Source organism: Rathayibacter rhapontici, assembly GCF_001995175.1.
Taxonomy (GTDB): domain Bacteria; phylum Actinomycetota; class Actinomycetes; order Actinomycetales; family Microbacteriaceae; genus Rathayibacter.
Genome location: NZ_MUKN01000011.1, coordinates 27,239 through 42,383 on the forward strand (window position 1 = coordinate 27,239; position 15,145 = coordinate 42,383).

Below are 15,145 nucleotides of genomic sequence, written 5' to 3' on the forward strand. Positions count from 1 at the left end.
GCGGCTGGTTGAACTCCGCGGCCGCCCGCCGCTTCGGGCGCGCTGTCCCCGAGGACGGGATGCTGCGCGAGACGGAGTGGATCGGCACCCTCGACGTCATCGACGCGGGAGGCCGCCCCGGAGCGGCGGCCTACCGGGAGACCGCCGACGCCGCCGCGGCCCGCGGGGTGGTCGGCGTCGTCGAGTTCGAGAACAGCGACAACACGCACGACTGGCCGGCCCGCGCGGCGGCCGGGGTCACGTCCCTCCGCGTCGAGACCTCGGTGTGGCCCGACCGCCTCGACGCCGTGATCGCCGACGGCCACCGCACGGGCGACGTGCTCGACGACGCCGGGCTGATCACCATGGGGCGCCTCAAGATCGTGGTCGACGGGTCGCTCAACACCCGCACCGCCTACTGCTTCGACCCCTACCCCGGCATCGCTGCCGGCCATCCGCACCCCTGCGGCGTGCTGAGCGTGGCACCGGAGGAGGTCGAGGGCCTGCTCGTGCGCGCCCGCGACGCCGGGATCCTGCCCGCCGTGCACGCCATCGGCGACCGAGCGAACGCCGAGGTGCTCGACGTCTTCGAGCGGCTCGGCCTCGCCGGCACCATCGAGCACGCCCAGCTCGTCGCCCGTGAGGACTTCGCGCGCTTCGGCCGCCTCGGACTCGTCGCCAGCGTGCAGCCCGAGCACGCGATGGACGACCGGGACGTGGCCGACCGGTACTGGGAGGGACGGACCGATCGCTCCTTCGCCTTCGCCTCGCTGCACGCGGCGGGTGCGGTGCTCGCCCTCGGCTCCGACGCCCCCGTCGCTCCGCTGGACCCGTGGATCTCGCTGGCCGCCGCGGTCAGCCGCAGCCGCGACGGCCGCGACTCCTGGCACCCCGCCGAGCGCCTGCCGCTGGACGTCGCGCTCGCCTCGAGCACGCGCGGAGCGACGGTCGCCGTCGGCGAGCGCGCCGACCTCGTCCTCGTCGACGCGGATCCGGCCGGAGTCGACGCCGACCAGCTGCGCACCATGCCGGTCGCAGCGACGCTCCTCGCCGGACGCACGACCTTCACCGCCCTCTGAGCACCCCCTCCCGAGACAGGACCTCCCGTGCCCCTGATCACCACGCCCGTCGGCATCGACGTGCACTACGAGACGACGGGCGACCCCTCCGGCCGTCCGCTCGTGCTGCTCCACGGCGGAGGCGCGCAGCTGATCGGCTGGGACGAGCGCTTCTGCGCGCTGCTCGTCGAGCACGGCTTCTTCGTCGTCCGCACCGACAACCGCGACATCGGGCTGAGCCAGGCCACCGGCGGCCCCGATGACACAGGGGCCGGCTACGACCTCGCCGACATGGCGCTCGACGTCGTCGCGGTGCTCGATCACCTGGGCATCGAGCGCGCGCACATCACGGGCATGTCGATGGGCGGCTTCCTCGCGCAGCTGCTCGCGATGCGGCACCCGTCGCGCGTCGCCTCGCTCGGACTGATGTCGACCTCGCTGAGCTCGGCCCCGGAGTTCCTGGTCGGCGAGCACTCGGGCGAGCCCGTGACCGAGGTCCCGCCGGTACTCGATCGCGACGCCTACATCGCGATGTTCATCGGCGGGCAGCGGCACTTCCAGTCCCCCGGGTTCCCCTTCGACGAGCAGGCCAGCGCGGCCCTCGCTGCGCGCTACTACGACCGCGCCTACACGCCCACCGGACTCGTGCGCCAGTGGAACGCCCTGCTGCGCGGCCCGCTCGAGCGGCGGGAGGAGATGGCGCGCGTCACGGTGCCCGTCGCCGTGATCCACGGACGCGGCGACCAGAGCCTGCACTGGAGCGCCGCTCTCGAGACCGCGCGGATCCTGCCGCAGGCCGAGCTGCACCTCTACGAGGAGATGGGGCACGACATCCCCGAGCAGCTCTGGCCCGAGTTCGCCGCCGCCCTGACCCGGACGGCGCTGCGCGCCGAGAGGACCCCCGATGCGTGAGAACCCCGACTACGCCATGACCGATCCCGCCGAGGTCCGCGCGCTGATCCGCGAGCACCCGTGGGCGACCATGGCGAGCGCCACCCCCGACGGCGTCGTCGTCTCGCACTACCCGTTCCTGCTCGAGGAGAAGGGCGGCGACGGCGTCGTCCTCGTCAGCCACGTCGGACGCCCCGACGAGCGCCTGCACCGGCTCGGCGAGTCCGAGCTGGCCGTCGTCTTCCAGGGCCCGCACGGCTACGTCTCGCCCAGCTGGTACGGCGTGCGCCAGGCCGTGCCGACCTGGAACTTCGCCGCCGTCCACGTGTGGGGCGTGCCGGAGATCCTGTCCGACGACGAGAACCTCGCGGTGCTCGAGCGCCTCGTCGACCGCTTCGAGGACCCGCTGCCCGAGCCGTTCCGCCTGCGCATCACTCCCGAGAACACGGCGTACGCCGAGCGCATCGTGCACGGCACGGTCGGGTTCCGGCTGCGCGTCACGCGCTTCGAGGCCAAGGAGAAGATGAGCCAGGACAAGCCCGACGAGGTCGTCGACCGCGTCACCACCGCGCTCGAGGCGCCGGGGCCCTACCGGCACCCGGCTCTCGCCGAGCGGATGCGGCGCGTCAGGTCTCTCTCGTGAGACGCTTCGACGCCGCGGGCGTGCACGACGACCTCGTGCGACTGCGGCGAGCGCTGCACGCCTCCCCCGAGGTCGGCCTCGACCTCCCCCGCACGCAGGCCGCCCTCCTCGCCGAGCTCGCCCCGCTCGGCCTCGAGATCTCGACCGGCGAGGGCCTCTCCTCCGTGACCGCCGTGCTCCGCGGCGGGCTCCCGGGTCCCGTCGTGCTGCTGCGCGCCGACATGGACGCGCTGCCGGTCGTGGAGGCGAGCGGACTGCCCTTCGCCGCGACGAACGGCGCCATGCACGCCTGCGGCCACGACCTGCACATGGCCGGCCTCCTCGGAGCCGCGCGCCTGCTCGTCGAGCACCGCGACGAGCTGCCCGGCACCGTCGTGCTCATGCTCCAGCCCGGCGAGGAGGCTTCGCCGGCGGCCGGCTGATGATCGAGGAGGGCGTGCTCGACGCAGCGGGCGAGCGGCCGGTCGCGGCCTTCGCGATGCACGTCGACTGCTCCACCGACTCCGGGCTGTTCGTGTCGCGGCCCGGACCGATGATGGCGAGCGCCAGCGGCATGCGCATCGCCGTGCTGGGCTCCGGCGGTCACGCCGCCTTCCCGCACCTCGCCCGCGACCCGATCCCGGCGGCCGCCGCGATCGTCCAGGCCCTGCAGACGTTCGTGGCGCGCCGGGTCCCCGCGACCGACCCCGCAGTGGTCTCGGTCGTCAGCATCGTCAGCGACTCCACCGCGCCGAACGTGCTGGCCGCACGGGTCGACCTGCTGCTCAACATCCGCACCCTCTCGCGCGAGACCTTCGCGCTGGTCCGGTCCTCGCTCGAGGAGCTGGTCACGGGCGTGAGCGGAGCGCACGGCTGCCGCGTCGAGACCGAGTTCATCGACTCCTACCCGGTCACGTACAACGATCCGGAGGAGACGCAGCACGTCCTCGCCGCGCTCGCGACCCGGCACGGCGAGGACCGCGTGCTCCGCCTGCCCGAGCCGTCGATGGCCTCGGAGGACTTCGCCTACGTGCTCGACGAGGTGCCCGGCACCCTCCTCTTCCTCGGGGTGCGCCCACCCGGCGTCGCCGCCGAGGGAGCGCCGTCGATGCACTCGGAGGCCGCCGTCTTCGACGACTCCCTGCTCGGTCTGCACGCCGAGACCCTCGCCGAGGCGGCCTGGGACGCGCTGGAACGGCACGGTCGGTGAGCCGCTTCCGCTCCGTCTCGGCGGCGCAGCTGCGCGAGACCCTCGGCGAGATCGAGCCGCCGACGACCGCCAAGATCCTGGACCGCCTCGACCGCAGCAGCCGGGTGTTCCTGGCCCACTCCCCGTTCGCCTGCCTCTCGACGAGCGACGCCTCCGGCCGCTGCGACTGCTCGCCGCGGGGGGACCACCCGGGCTTCATCCGGGCCCTCGACGACCGCACCGCGGTGATCCCCGACCGCCTCGGCAACCGCCTCGCCGACTCCTTCTCGAACATCCTCGAGAACGGCCGCGTCGGACTCGTCTGCTTCGTGCCGGGCATGACCGAGACGCTCCGGATCAACGGCTCGGCGTACGTCACCGACGATCCGGCGCTGCTGCGGATGCTCGAGCAGGACCAGGTCGTGCCGGACCTCGCGACCGTCGTCGACATCGAGCAGGTGTACCTGCACTGCGGACGCGCCCTGCTGCGCTCGCGGCTCTGGGATCCGGAGATGCAGGACCTCGCCGGGGAGGTCCCGAGCGCCGGCACGATGTGGGCGGAGGCCTCGGGGCTCGGACCGGACCTCGCCTGCGCGATCGACGAGGCCTCCGTGGTCGACTACCGCACGCTGTACTGATGAGAACCTGCTGACATGGGCGCCCGTGACGGCCGGTCGCCCCTCGTCGTGACCGCGATCACGGTGGAGGCGAGAGACATCGTCTCGCTCACCCTGGCCGACCCGGTCGGCGCCCCGCTGCCGCCGTGGGAGCCGGGCGCGCACCTCGATCTGCAGCTGATCACCCGCCAGGAGCGCCAGTACTCGCTCTGCGGCGACCCGGCGGACACGTCGACGTACCGCATCGCGGTGCTCCGCGAGGAGCTGTCCCGCGGCGGATCGATGTACGTCCACGAGTTCCTCCGTGTCGGGAGCCGCGTGCACGCGCGGCCGCCGCGGAACCTGTTCCCCCTCGTCGAGGCGCGCGAGCACGTCCTGCTCGCCGCGGGCATCGGGATCACCGCGCTGCTTCCGCACGCGCGATCGCTCGAGGCCGCCGGAGCGACGTGGTCGCTCGACCTCGCGGTGCGCGGCGAGGCGTCCGTCCCCTTCCGCCACGAACTGGCGCGACTCGGCGCCAGGATCCACTCGCCCGATCACGGCGGCCGCCTCGACCTGGACGCCCTGCTCGCCGAGCCCCGCCCGGGCGCCGTCGTCTCGGCCTGCGGACCCGCCCGCTTCCTCACCGGCGTCACGGCCGCGATGACGGCCTGGCCCGCGGGCTCGCTGCGACTCGAGCGATTCGAGCCGCGACGCGTCCCTCCGCGCTCGAACCGGCCGTTCACCGTGCACTGCCTCGGTTCCGACGTGTCGGTCGAGGTCCCCGCCGATCGGAGCATGCTGCAGGCACTCCGCGCGCAGAACATCCAGGTCGAGGGCTCGTGCCTGCGCGGAGTGTGCGGCTCGTGCGCGGTGCGGGTGCTCGACGGTGCTGTGGAGCACCGGGACTCGTTGACGAGCGGCTCCGAGACCGACGTGATGTACCCGTGCGTCTCGCGCGCAGCCGGTGACGCTCTCACCGTCGACGTCTGACGCCGCGCGCGCTCGGGAGCGGGCGCCGTCGACGCGTGCCTGATCGTCCCGATCGACCGCGCTCTCAGCGCCCCAGCGGGATCTCCACGATCCCCGGCCCGTCGCCCGGCGCCGTCAGCGCCTGCTCCAGCTCGCCGCGGGTCGAGACCCGCGAGTACGCCCATCCGTACGCCCGCGCCAGCGACTCCAGATCCACCGACTGCGGAGTGAACTGCACCCGGTCGAACGCGTCCGGCGCCGAGCTCGCCGCGACCTCCAGGCCGTCGAAGATCGTGCCTCCCCCGTCGTTCACGAGACGAGCTGCACCCGCGGACGCCGCTCGCCGGGAGCGAGCATCAGTCCGCCCGCCTCGTGCAGCAGCGTGAGATCGCCGAGGACGACGCGCGTCACTCCGGCGGCCCCCCGCTCGCCCGCCTGCGAGGCGACCGCGATGCCGAGCGCGGTCGAGACCGTGCCGTCGATCCCCGCGAGGCCGCGGTTGGCGTGCACGGTGATCTTCTTGCCCGGCAGCGACCCGTCGGCCACGCGGATGAGGCGCGAGGCCCCGAAGAGCAGGCGGTCGTGCGGCCAGGTGACGCGCCAGACGGCCGACACCGCGAACTCGCGGGTCAGCGGCGCACGCACGGCCGCGAGGGCGTTGCGGGCGAAGCCGCGGCGGTCCTCCAGCGACATGGTGCCGCCGTCGGCGACCTCGGGCAGGGCGTCGGGGTCGACGACGAGCGCGCGGCTGCGGAACACCCACGACCCGGCCCAGGCGCGCTCGGCGCGGTCGGGGCGCGGCGAGTCGGAGGGGCGCACCACCTCGATCCCGGCGACCCGGCGCGCGCGGCGGCCCGGGTTGTAGAACTGCGGGCGGCCGCGGTCGACGACGATCACCTCGACGTCGTTCCGGCGCAGGAGCTCCGGCACCTCGCGCGAGAGCGTCGGGTGGCCGAACACGATCGCGCGGCGCACGCGTCCGCCGAAATCGGCCTCGCCGAGCAGCCGGCGCCACGCGACGACGAGCTGCGGTCCGAAGCGCGCCCCGGAGGAGACCTCGGCGAGCAGCGGCCAGTCGCCCGCGCGCGCGACGGCCTCCGCGACGTCCCCCGCCTTGTCTCCGGCGATGACGACCGTCAGCGGCTCGTCGGGACCGGCGGCGACGCGCTCGACCTCCTCCGACGGCCCTGCGGCGAGCGGCTCGGCCGCCGGCGGGACCTCGAACTCCGGCAGGCGCGAGGACAGGGGATCGCGGAACGCGAGGTTGAGGTGCACGGGCCCGCTCGGATGCAGGGCCGCCGAGAAGGCGCGGTCGGCGAGCGCGGCGGCCTCCTCAGGCAGCGACGAGGGACCAGGGGCGGCGACGTCCTCGAACAGCCGCACGGCGCGGCCGTAGAGCTCGCGCTGCTCCGTCGTCTGGTTCGAGCGGATGCCGCGCAGCTCGTCCGGGCGATCGGCGGTGAGCACGATCAGCGGCACGTCCGAGGCGTCGGCCTCGAGCACGGCGGGGTGCAGGTTCGCGGTCGCGGTCCCGGAGGTGGTGATCACCAGGGCGGGGAGCCCGGTCTCGAGCGCGAGCCCCAGGGCGAGGAATCCGGCGGAGCGCTCGTCGACGCGCACGTGCAGGCGGATCGCACCGCGGGTCTCGAGCTCGGCCGCCACGAGGGCGAGCGCCTGGGACCGCGAGCCCGGAGCCACGACGACGTCGCGGACGCCGAGCGCGACGAAGCGGGTGAGGAGGTCGACCGCGGAACGGGTGGAGGGCGCGACCGGAGGGTGCTCAGGCATCCAGTCGGCCGGGGCCGTCGGACTTGTCGGGGTCGTCGAGGTCGGCCAGGTCGCGCTCGAGCTGCGCGATGCGCTCGGCCTGCTCGCGCTCCTTCTCGGGATCGCGCTCCTGGCGGATCGTGCCGAGGAAGTCGGGGTCGTCGTCCGGGGCCGTGAAGCGCCGGCCCGCCGAGCGGTCCTTCCGCGGGCGGCCGATCCAGAACCACAGGCCCGCGCCGATCAGCGGCAGCAGGAGGACGACCAGGATCCAGGACCACTTGGGGATCGCGCGCACCGCGTGCCGGTTGCTCATCGCGACGTCGATCACGGTGTAGACCGTGAAGACGGCGAGGGCCACGAGCAGGCCGATGAAGAGGCGGATCACGGAATTCAGTCTACGTCCGCCCGCTGTTCGCCGACCGGGCGCTCGGAGGCTGGACAGGAGGCTCCCGGGGTGCTCACGGACGGGTGTGCAGCCGCTCCCGCGCAGGGGCCCGACGTACACTGTCCCGGTGAAACTCAGCCGCGCCGTCGTCGTCTACTCGCTCCTGCGTCTGGCGATGTTCGCCGGTGTCTTCGTGCTGGTGTACCTGCCGGCGCGCACGTTCCTCGACTCCGACCTCACCGCCGCGGTGACCGCGGGAGTGATCGCCGCCGTCGCGAGCATGTCGCTGTCGTACATCGTGCTGCGCAAGCCCCGCGAGACCATCGCGCAGGCGATCTACGAGCGCCGCAAGGACGTGCCGCGCGCTCCGACCGACGACGACATCGAGGACGCCGCCGTCGACCGCTCGCGCGAGGAGCGGTAGGAGCGGTAGCCGAAGCCGCACGGCTCGAGGGGTCGTGATCGTCCGGCGCGAGCCACCCGGTCATCGTCGCCGGGCACGGCGTGCGCGAGGGACGATGAGGGGCGTGTGCGTCTCCGGATCCTCGATCACCACCGCCTGCAGTCCGAACGCCCGGGCGATCAGCTCGGCCGTGAGCACCTCCTTCGGGTCCCCCTCGGCGAGGATCCTCCCCTCGTGCATCACGACGAGGTGGGTCGCGTACCGGGCGGCGTGGTTGAGGTCGTGCAGGACCGCCACGACGGAGCGTCCCTCGTCGTGGAGATCGGCCAGGAGGTCCAGGACCTCGATCTGATGGGCGACGTCGAGGTACGTGGTCGGCTCGTCGAGCAGGAGGATGTCGGTCTCCTGGGCCAGAGTCAGAGCCACCCACACGCGCTGGCGCTGGCCTCCCGAGAGCGCACCGACCGGTCGCCCCGCGAGCGGCTCCACGTCGGTCGCCGCCATCGCCCGGGCGACGGCCCGCTCGTCCTGGTCCGACCAGCGCTGGAAAGGTGTCTGGTGAGGGAAGCGGCCTCGGGCGACGAGCTCACCGGCCTCGATGCCCTCCGGTGCCGTCGGCGACTGAGGGAGCAGGCTCACCAGACGCGCCAGCTCTTTGGAGCGGTAGCCGGCGAGATCCCTGCTGTCGAGGCGGACGACGCCGCGGTGCGGAGCGACGACGCGGGCCAGACTGCGCAGGAGCGTCGATTTCCCGCAGCCGTTGGGACCGATGATCGCCGTGAACCCGGAGGTCGGTACGCGGACGTCGACCTCCTCGACCACGACCCTCCCTTCGTAGGCGAGCGTGAGGCGGTCGGCGACGAGCCTGCTGGACTCCGGACTGCTCGACCTGTCGGAGTCGTTCACGCCCGCCCCTCCCGTCGTGCTGCGAGGACGATCGCGCAGAGGAGGTAGCAGCCTCCCAGGCCCGCGGTCACCACTCCCACCGGAAGGATGAGCGCCCCTCCGAACGCGTGCTGCGCCGCGAGATCCGAGGCGGCGAGGAGCAGTGCTCCCGTCGCGGCGGCGGTGACCGGTTCGACCGACGACGTCCTCGCCGTCCTCCGCGCCACTTGCGGCGCGACCAGCGCGATGAAGGCCACCGGACCCGCCACCGCGGTCACGACCGCGGTGAGGAGGACACCGCAGGCGATCAGAGCGAGACGCGTCGGATCCGGGCGGACTCCGAGAGCCCCAGCGGCGTCCTCCCCCATCTCGAGCAGCTCGGCACGGCGCCAGAGCAGGACGACGAGGACCAGCGGCGGGAGGAGGAGCAGGAGGGCCGGGGCGACCCGCTCCCACTGCAGCCCGTTCAGCGAGCCCATCCCCCAGAACGCAGCACTCAGAGCGGCGCGGAGGTCGGCCGTCAGCAGGAGCCAGACGTTGACGGACGAGAGGACGGCGGTGATCGCGATCCCGACGACGACGATGCCGGCTCCCGCACCGCTCGTCCCGCGCGCGATCAGGAAGACGGCGGCAGCGGTGAGGGCTCCTCCGAGGACCGCGGAGACCGAGGTGACGCCGAAGGCTCCCCCGAGGAACACGATCGCGATCATCGCGCCGGTGTGCGCTCCTGTGGTGAAGCCGATGACGTCGGGCGAGCCCAGCGGATTCCGCGTGAGCGACTGGAACACCGCTCCTGCAGCGCCGAGCGCCGCCCCGAACCCGAGAGCTGCCAGAACCCGTGGGAGCCGCCACTCCACGACCACCGTCGCCGCCATGCCGTCGGCTCGCCCGAGCAGGGAGCTCAGCACCTCGTCGGCGGGGACCCAGAACCGTCCGAGGCAGAGGGAGGCGATCACCACGGGGACCGTCGCCGCTGCCAGGGCGAGGCACACCGCTACGAGGCGGGTGGGGACGCGGAACGAGATCCGGCGCGACCGGACGACGGAGATCACGCGCGACTCCCCCGGTGACGCGCGACGGCGATCAGCACGGGAGCGCCGAGGAAGGCGGTCACCACTCCGACCGGCAGCTCACCCGGTGTGGCCGCACGTCCGACGACATCCGCCAGCAGGACCAGCACCGGGCCGAGCAGCGCACTGCAGACGACGATCCACCGGTGGTCGACCCCGACCATCCGACGGGCGAGGTGGGGCACCATCAACCCGACGAAGGCGAGGGGACCGGCGATCGCGGTCGCGCCGCCGGCGAGGAGGGTGACCGCCCCGACCGCCAGGATGCGCGTGCTCGAGACCGTCGCGCCGAGCGCCCGCGCGGAGTCCTCGCCGAGCGCGAAGGCGTTCAGGGACGACGCCGCGAGCAGGGCGAGGAGCAGTCCGGCGCCGAGGAACGGCACCACTGGGAGCACGATGTCGAACGACCGGCCGACGAGCGATCCCGCGCTCCAGAAGCGCATCTGATCGAACGCGTCGGCGTGGAGCACGGACAGCGCGGACGTGACGCCTCCCAGCGCAGCGGCGACGGCGACCCCACCCATCAGCAATCGGCTGCCGGTGACCGGGCCGACCCCCGACGTCGCCGCGAGCTGGACGAGCACGGTGACGATCAGGGCGCCCGCGAAGGCGAAGCCGGCGTACGCGTGGACCGACCGGACACCCAGCAGGGAGACGGCGATCGCGACGGCCACAGCGGCGCCCGCGTTGACGCCGAGCACTCCGGGATCGGCCAGCGGGTTCCGCACCAGTGCCTGCATGATCGCTCCTGCGACCGCCAGTGCGGAGCCGACGACGACCGCCGCGACCGTGCGCGGGAGACGGAGCTCCTGCATCACGATGCGGGCGTCCTCCGAACCTCCCCCGCCGAGCGCAGCCCAGACGTCCTCCAGCGGGACGGCCGCCGCTCCCACGGAGAAGCTCGCGCCGACGGCGAGCACGAGGAGGAGGACGCAGAGGACGACCGAGCGACCGGGGCGCGCGCGCCGGTCGACCTGGGACGGCCGCGGGCTCCCCGCCTGCGCCCGCGTCGTCCCCGCGACGACCGCCTCCGTGTCAGGAGGCGAGGCAGGCACGGACGTCCGCCGCCACGACCTCGGCGGCGAAGGGGCCCCCGAGGATCCAGGCGTCGAGCTCGTCGGTCGTGCAGACCCCGCCGTTCCGGACGGCGGGGGTCTGCTGCCAGAGCGACTGTCCTTCGAGCACCCGGTAGGCCTCGTCGCTGTCGAGGAACGCGATGACGCGATCCGTGTCGATCGTGTCCAGCCGCTCCGCCGGGATGACCGACCAGTTCCCGTTCTCGCTCGGCACCACCGGCGAGGGCAGCGTGACGTTCCGCATCGAGGACAGCACGTGCGCGCCGGCGAAGGTCCCGGGGAGGTGCCATCGCACCTGGTCTGCGCGGACCCGCAGGGGCGCGACGGTCTGGCCGGGGATCTCGACGTCCGCGTCCAGCTCGGCGACCATCGCCTCGAACTCCGACAGCACCTCCTCCGCTCTGTCCCGGGTCCCGGTGAACTCCGCGACGGACTCCAGCTGGGTGCGCCAGTCGAAGTCGCCCTCCGCGCCCACGGACGCGTAGGCGGCGACGGGCGCGATGTCCTGGAACGTCGCGAGGTTCGGCTCGACGCCCTCGTCGCCGATGATGAGGTCGGGCTGCAGCGCCGCGATGGCCTCGAAGTCGGGCTCGTCGTCGTTCCCCACCAGGACGAAGTCGGTCGGCACCTCGTCCTCGAGGTACGCGGGGACCGAGTTCACCTTCGACCAGTAGGTCGAGCCGACAGCGGGGACGCCGAGGGCGAGCGCGAGGTCGAGGGCCCGTGACTGGACGACCACGACGCGCTCCGGAACGGCGGGCACCTCGACCGCTCCGAACACCGTCTCGACCGTTCGGACGGCGGGATCGCCGCTCGACCCGTCATCGACGCCGACATCGACGCCTCCGGGAGAGGCACACCCGCAGAGCAGCAGGACCGGCACGAGCAGGAGGGGCAGGACGGAGCGACGAGCGCGCATGGATCTCCTCAGAGGACACAGCGGGGACGCCCTCTTCGAGCACCCCGATCGGTACCGCCAGAGTAGAGATGAGGATCACTCGTAGGCAAGGGTAGCCTAACCTATTGTCGCGTCCTGAACGACTGAGGGCTCGGGGCGGTCCGCAGGCACCCCGCCGCGCCTCAGAACGCGAGCGCCGCCGCCAGGATCGCCGCGTAGGCGAGCCCGCCCAGGCTCGTCAGCTGCAGAGCCAGGATCAGCTCCTTCGCCGTCCGTGCCGTCAGCGTGATGAGGATCGCCGGCAGGATCGCGAGCAGCACGAAGAGCGTCAGCCAGGCGAGCGGGTAGAACAGCGCCAGGATCACCGAGATGCCGAAGGGCACCAGCACGAACGCGCTGTACAGCGCGCGGGCGACGGTCGGGCCGACGATCACGGCGAGCGTGCGCTTGCCCGAGGCGCGATCGGTGGGGATGTCGCGGATGTTGTTGACCATCAGGACCGCGCAGGCGAAGAGGCCGGCGGCGACCGCGCCGAGCCACGACTCCTGGTTGGTGCGGCCGATCTGCACGAAGGTGGTGCCGACGGTGGCCACGAGGCCGAAGAAGACGAAGACGAACACGTCGCCGAGTCCGAGGTAGCCGTAGGGGCGGCGTCCGCCCGTGTAGAACCAGCCGGCGGCGATGGCGGCGGCGCCCACGAGCAGGAACCACCAGTGGCCGGACAGCACGGTGAGCACGAGTCCGGCGACGGCGGCGAGGCCGAAGAAGACCAGGGCGACCGTGAGCACCTGCTTCGGCTTCGCCGCTCCGGAGCCGGTGAGGCGCGAGGGGCCGACGCGGTTCGCGTCCGTGCCGCGCACGCCGTCGGAGTAGTCGTTGGCGTAGTTCACGCCGATCTGCAGGGCGAGCGAGACGGCGAGGCAGAGCAGGGCGCGCACCCAGTGCCAGCCCTCGTCGGTGACCTGCGTGGCTCCGGTGCCGATGAGGACGGGAGCGATCGCGAGCGGAAGGGTGCGCAGGCGCGCTCCGGCGATCCACTCGCGTGCGCCGGCCGGCGCCACCTGCACCTTCTGCGGGTTGCCGCCCGGACGGCCGCTCCGGGGCTTCGCCTGCGGCTTCTTCTTGCGACTCGTACTCGACACGGAGGGAATCCTACCGAGACGCCTCAGTCCGCGGTCGCGGCGAGGCCCTCCAGCGCACGGCGGTCCGGCTTGCCGGAGGCGAGCAGCGGCACGGCGTCCACGCGCACGACCGCGACGGGCCGGGCGACCCGGCCGAGAGCGTCCTGCACAGCCGTCCTCACGTCGGCGAGTGCGGGTGCGGCGGCCGCCGCCGTCACCACGACCGGCACCTCGCCCCACTCGGCGTCGGCCCGGCGCACGACGACCGCATCGGGGACGGGGCCGTCGCGCAGCACCTTCTCGACCGCGTCGAGCGAGACCTTCTCGCCGCCCGAGACGATCACCCGGTCGAGGCGGCCGGTCACCCGGAGTCGGCCGTCGACGAGCTCGCCCGCGTCGCCCGTGCGGTACCAGCGCTCCCCCGCGATGCTCGTGAAGGCGGCGGCCGTGCGATCCACGTCGATCCCGCCGTCCGCGTCGAGGTAGCCCTCGGCGAGGGTCGGCCCGCCGAGCAGCACCTGGCCGTCGTCGATCCGGACGCGCACGTCGCGCAGCGGCGACCCGTCGTAGACGCAGCCGCCCGCGGTCTCGCTCGACCCGTAGGTCAGGCGCACCGGCACGCCCAGCGCGGCGGCGCGCTCGCGCAGCGGTCGCGGCGCCGCCTGGCCGCCGATCAGCAGCGCGTCGAACGAGCGGAGCGTCGCGGCCCGGGCCGGGTCCGCCTCCGCCGCGTCGAGCAGGCGCGCGAGCTGCACCGGCACGAGGGAGGAGTAGCGGCGCTCGCCCGCGGGCATCGTCCGGGCGAGCTCCAGGAACGCGAGCGGATCGAAGTGCCCCTCGGGCAGGACGACCGGATCGGCGTCGGCGGTGATCGAGCGCACGAGCACCTGCACCCCCGCGATGTAGTGGGTCGGGAGGCACAGCAGCCAGCGGCCCGGTCCGCCGAGCTCGGTGAGGGTGGCGGCGGCGCTGGTCAGCAGCGCCCCGGTCGCGAGAGCGACCCGCTTGGGCGGACCGGAGGAGCCCGAGGTCTCGACCACGACGGCCACGCGCTGCGGCACCACCGCGGCGGCGGACCCGGGCGCTCCGGGTGCGGCGACGCGGATCGCCGGGCCGCTGCCGTCGAGCGCCGCGCGCAGGGCGATCAGCACCTGCTCCGGAGCGGGGTCGACCGCGATCAGCTCCCGGGTCATGCGCTCAGTACTGCCACGGGAACGGCGACCAGTCGGGGTCGCGCTTCTCGAGGAAGGAGTCGCGGCCCTCGACGGCCTCGTCGGTGCCGTAGGCGAGGCGCGTCGTCTCGCCGGCGAACAGCTGCTGGCCGACGAGTCCGTCGTCGACCGCGTTGAACGCGTACTTGAGCATGCGGATCGCGGTCGGCGACTTGGTCAGGATCGTCTCGGCCCACTCCAGCGCCGTCGTCTCGAGCTCGGCGTGCGGCACCACCGCGTTCACCGCGCCCATCTCGTAGGCGCGCTGGGCGGAGTACTCGCGGGCGAGGAAGAAGACCTCGCGGGCCGCCTTCTGCCCGATCTGACGGGCGAAGTACGCCGACCCGTAGCCCGCGTCGAACGAGCCGACGTCGGCGTCGGTCTGCTTGAAGCGGCCGTGCTCGGCCGAGGCGATCGTGAGGTCGCAGACCACGTGCAGCGAGTGGCCGCCGCCGGCCGCCCAGCCGGGCACCGCGGCGAGCACGACCTTGGGCATGAAGCGGATGAGGCGCTGCACCTCGAGGATGTGCAGCCGGCCCGAGCGCGCGGCGTCGATCCCCTCGGCCGTCTCGCCGTCGGAGTAGCGGTAGCCGTCGCGACCGCGGATGCGCTGATCGCCGCCGGAGCAGAAGGCCCAGCCGCCGTCCTTCGGGCTCGGGCCGTTGCCGGTGAGGATCACGACTCCGATGCGCGGATTCGTCCGGGCGTCCTCGAGGGCGTTGTAGAGCTCGTCGACGGTGCGCGGGCGGAACGCGTTGCGCACCTCCGGCCGGTCGAAGGCGACGCGGGCGATGCGCCCGGTGCGGTCGTGGTGGTAGGTGATGTCCTCGAGAGCGTCGAAGCCGCGCACCGGCTCCCACCGGCTCGCGTCGAACAGCTCGGAAACCTGCGTGCTCATGCCCTCGACCCTACTGTCGCGGGCCGAGCGGACGCCCCGGGGCCCGGAGGACGTGGATCTCGAGACCCGCGCTGCGCGCGCTGCTCGATCAGCAGAGGGATCGCCGCCTCCCGCTGGTCGAGCA

General features: G+C 73.4%; 16 protein-coding genes and 1 pseudogene. 7 read left to right on the forward strand and 10 right to left on the reverse strand.

Going from position 1 to position 15,145, the window contains the following annotated elements:
• The first annotated feature begins 8 nt into the window (after positions 1-8).
• The 6 genes and pseudogenes from B0T42_RS05250 (at position 9) to B0T42_RS05275 (ending at position 5,328) form a co-directional block, all read left to right on the forward strand.
• Complete coding sequence (locus B0T42_RS05250; protein ID WP_342418205.1) at positions 9-1,058, forward strand: amidohydrolase family protein; 1,050 nt, start codon at positions 9-11, stop codon at positions 1,056-1,058.
• A 27-nt stretch (positions 1,059-1,085) separates the two neighbouring features.
• Positions 1,086-1,949: an alpha/beta fold hydrolase gene (locus tag B0T42_RS05255; protein ID WP_077222225.1), complete on the forward strand. Its 864-nt coding sequence runs from the start codon at positions 1,086-1,088 to the stop codon at positions 1,947-1,949.
• Positions 1,942-2,571: an FMN-binding negative transcriptional regulator gene (locus B0T42_RS05260; protein ID WP_077222226.1), complete on the forward strand. Its 630-nt coding sequence runs from the start codon at positions 1,942-1,944 to the stop codon at positions 2,569-2,571. Before B0T42_RS05255 ends, B0T42_RS05260 begins: the two co-directional genes overlap by 8 nt.
• Positions 2,572-2,792: 221 nt before the next feature.
• A pseudogene (locus B0T42_RS05265) lies at positions 2,793-3,760 on the forward strand (M20 metallopeptidase family protein).
• Positions 3,757-4,377, forward strand: coding sequence for an MSMEG_1061 family FMN-dependent PPOX-type flavoprotein (locus tag B0T42_RS05270; RefSeq protein WP_201788488.1), 621 nt, complete (start codon positions 3,757-3,759; stop codon positions 4,375-4,377). Before B0T42_RS05265 ends, B0T42_RS05270 begins: the two are co-directional and overlap by 4 nt.
• Before the next feature lie 15 nt (positions 4,378-4,392).
• Entirely contained in the window at positions 4,393-5,328 is a 936-nt protein-coding gene (locus tag B0T42_RS05275; RefSeq protein WP_077222227.1) for a PDR/VanB family oxidoreductase, read from the forward strand.
• A gap of 64 nt (positions 5,329-5,392) precedes the next feature.
• Here the strand turns inward: B0T42_RS05275 and B0T42_RS22250 are convergent, their stop codons facing one another.
• From B0T42_RS22250 to B0T42_RS05285, 3 genes are read right to left on the reverse strand one after another with little or no spacing between them, the layout of a single operon-like run.
• Complete coding sequence (locus B0T42_RS22250) at positions 5,393-5,620, reverse strand: thiamine pyrophosphate-dependent enzyme (protein ID WP_342418206.1); 228 nt, start codon at positions 5,618-5,620, stop codon at positions 5,393-5,395.
• Positions 5,617-7,095, reverse strand: a complete 1,479-nt coding sequence (gene menD, locus B0T42_RS05280) for a 2-succinyl-5-enolpyruvyl-6-hydroxy-3-cyclohexene-1-carboxylic-acid synthase (protein WP_342418207.1) — start codon at positions 7,093-7,095, stop codon at positions 5,617-5,619. Before menD ends, B0T42_RS22250 begins: the two co-directional genes overlap by 4 nt.
• Entirely contained in the window at positions 7,088-7,459 is a 372-nt protein-coding gene (locus B0T42_RS05285; protein ID WP_077222228.1) for a PLDc N-terminal domain-containing protein, read from the reverse strand. The genes menD and B0T42_RS05285 overlap by 8 nt, the downstream gene beginning before the upstream one ends.
• A gap of 127 nt (positions 7,460-7,586) precedes the next feature.
• Here B0T42_RS05285 and B0T42_RS05290 point away from each other — a divergent pair, with 127 nt between their 5' ends.
• Positions 7,587-7,883 (forward strand): DUF4229 domain-containing protein, encoded by a 297-nt coding sequence (locus tag B0T42_RS05290; protein ID WP_055790499.1) that lies wholly within the window; start codon positions 7,587-7,589, stop codon positions 7,881-7,883.
• A gap of 60 nt (positions 7,884-7,943) precedes the next feature.
• On the opposite strand, the gene B0T42_RS05295 is transcribed toward B0T42_RS05290, so the two are convergent.
• From B0T42_RS05295 to B0T42_RS05325, 7 genes are all read right to left on the reverse strand, one after another.
• The gene (locus B0T42_RS05295) at positions 7,944-8,768 is read right to left on the reverse strand and encodes an ABC transporter ATP-binding protein (RefSeq protein ID WP_077222230.1); all 825 of its coding nucleotides are present in this window, start codon (positions 8,766-8,768) and stop codon (positions 7,944-7,946) included.
• Positions 8,765-9,799 (reverse strand): FecCD family ABC transporter permease, encoded by a 1,035-nt coding sequence (locus B0T42_RS05300; RefSeq protein ID WP_077222231.1) that lies wholly within the window; start codon positions 9,797-9,799, stop codon positions 8,765-8,767. The genes B0T42_RS05295 and B0T42_RS05300 overlap by 4 nt, the downstream gene beginning before the upstream one ends.
• Complete coding sequence (locus B0T42_RS05305) at positions 9,796-10,872, reverse strand: FecCD family ABC transporter permease (RefSeq protein WP_077222232.1); 1,077 nt, start codon at positions 10,870-10,872, stop codon at positions 9,796-9,798. The genes B0T42_RS05300 and B0T42_RS05305 overlap by 4 nt, the downstream gene beginning before the upstream one ends.
• Complete coding sequence (locus B0T42_RS05310) at positions 10,853-11,812, reverse strand: ABC transporter substrate-binding protein (RefSeq protein ID WP_077222233.1); 960 nt, start codon at positions 11,810-11,812, stop codon at positions 10,853-10,855. Before B0T42_RS05310 ends, B0T42_RS05305 begins: the two co-directional genes overlap by 20 nt.
• A gap of 161 nt (positions 11,813-11,973) precedes the next feature.
• On the reverse strand, positions 11,974-12,933 hold the full coding sequence (locus tag B0T42_RS05315; protein ID WP_094742683.1) for a 1,4-dihydroxy-2-naphthoate polyprenyltransferase: 960 nt from the start codon (positions 12,931-12,933) through the stop codon (positions 11,974-11,976).
• Positions 12,934-12,956: 23 nt separating this feature from the next.
• Positions 12,957-14,105, reverse strand: a complete 1,149-nt coding sequence (locus tag B0T42_RS05320) for an AMP-binding protein (protein WP_077222234.1) — start codon at positions 14,103-14,105, stop codon at positions 12,957-12,959.
• A 4-nt stretch (positions 14,106-14,109) separates the two neighbouring features.
• Positions 14,110-15,021 carry a 1,4-dihydroxy-2-naphthoyl-CoA synthase gene (locus tag B0T42_RS05325; RefSeq protein WP_077222235.1) on the reverse strand — a complete coding sequence of 304 codons (912 nt, stop codon included), beginning with the start codon at positions 15,019-15,021 and terminating at the stop codon, positions 14,110-14,112.
• Between the last annotated feature and the right edge of the window lie 124 nt (positions 15,022-15,145).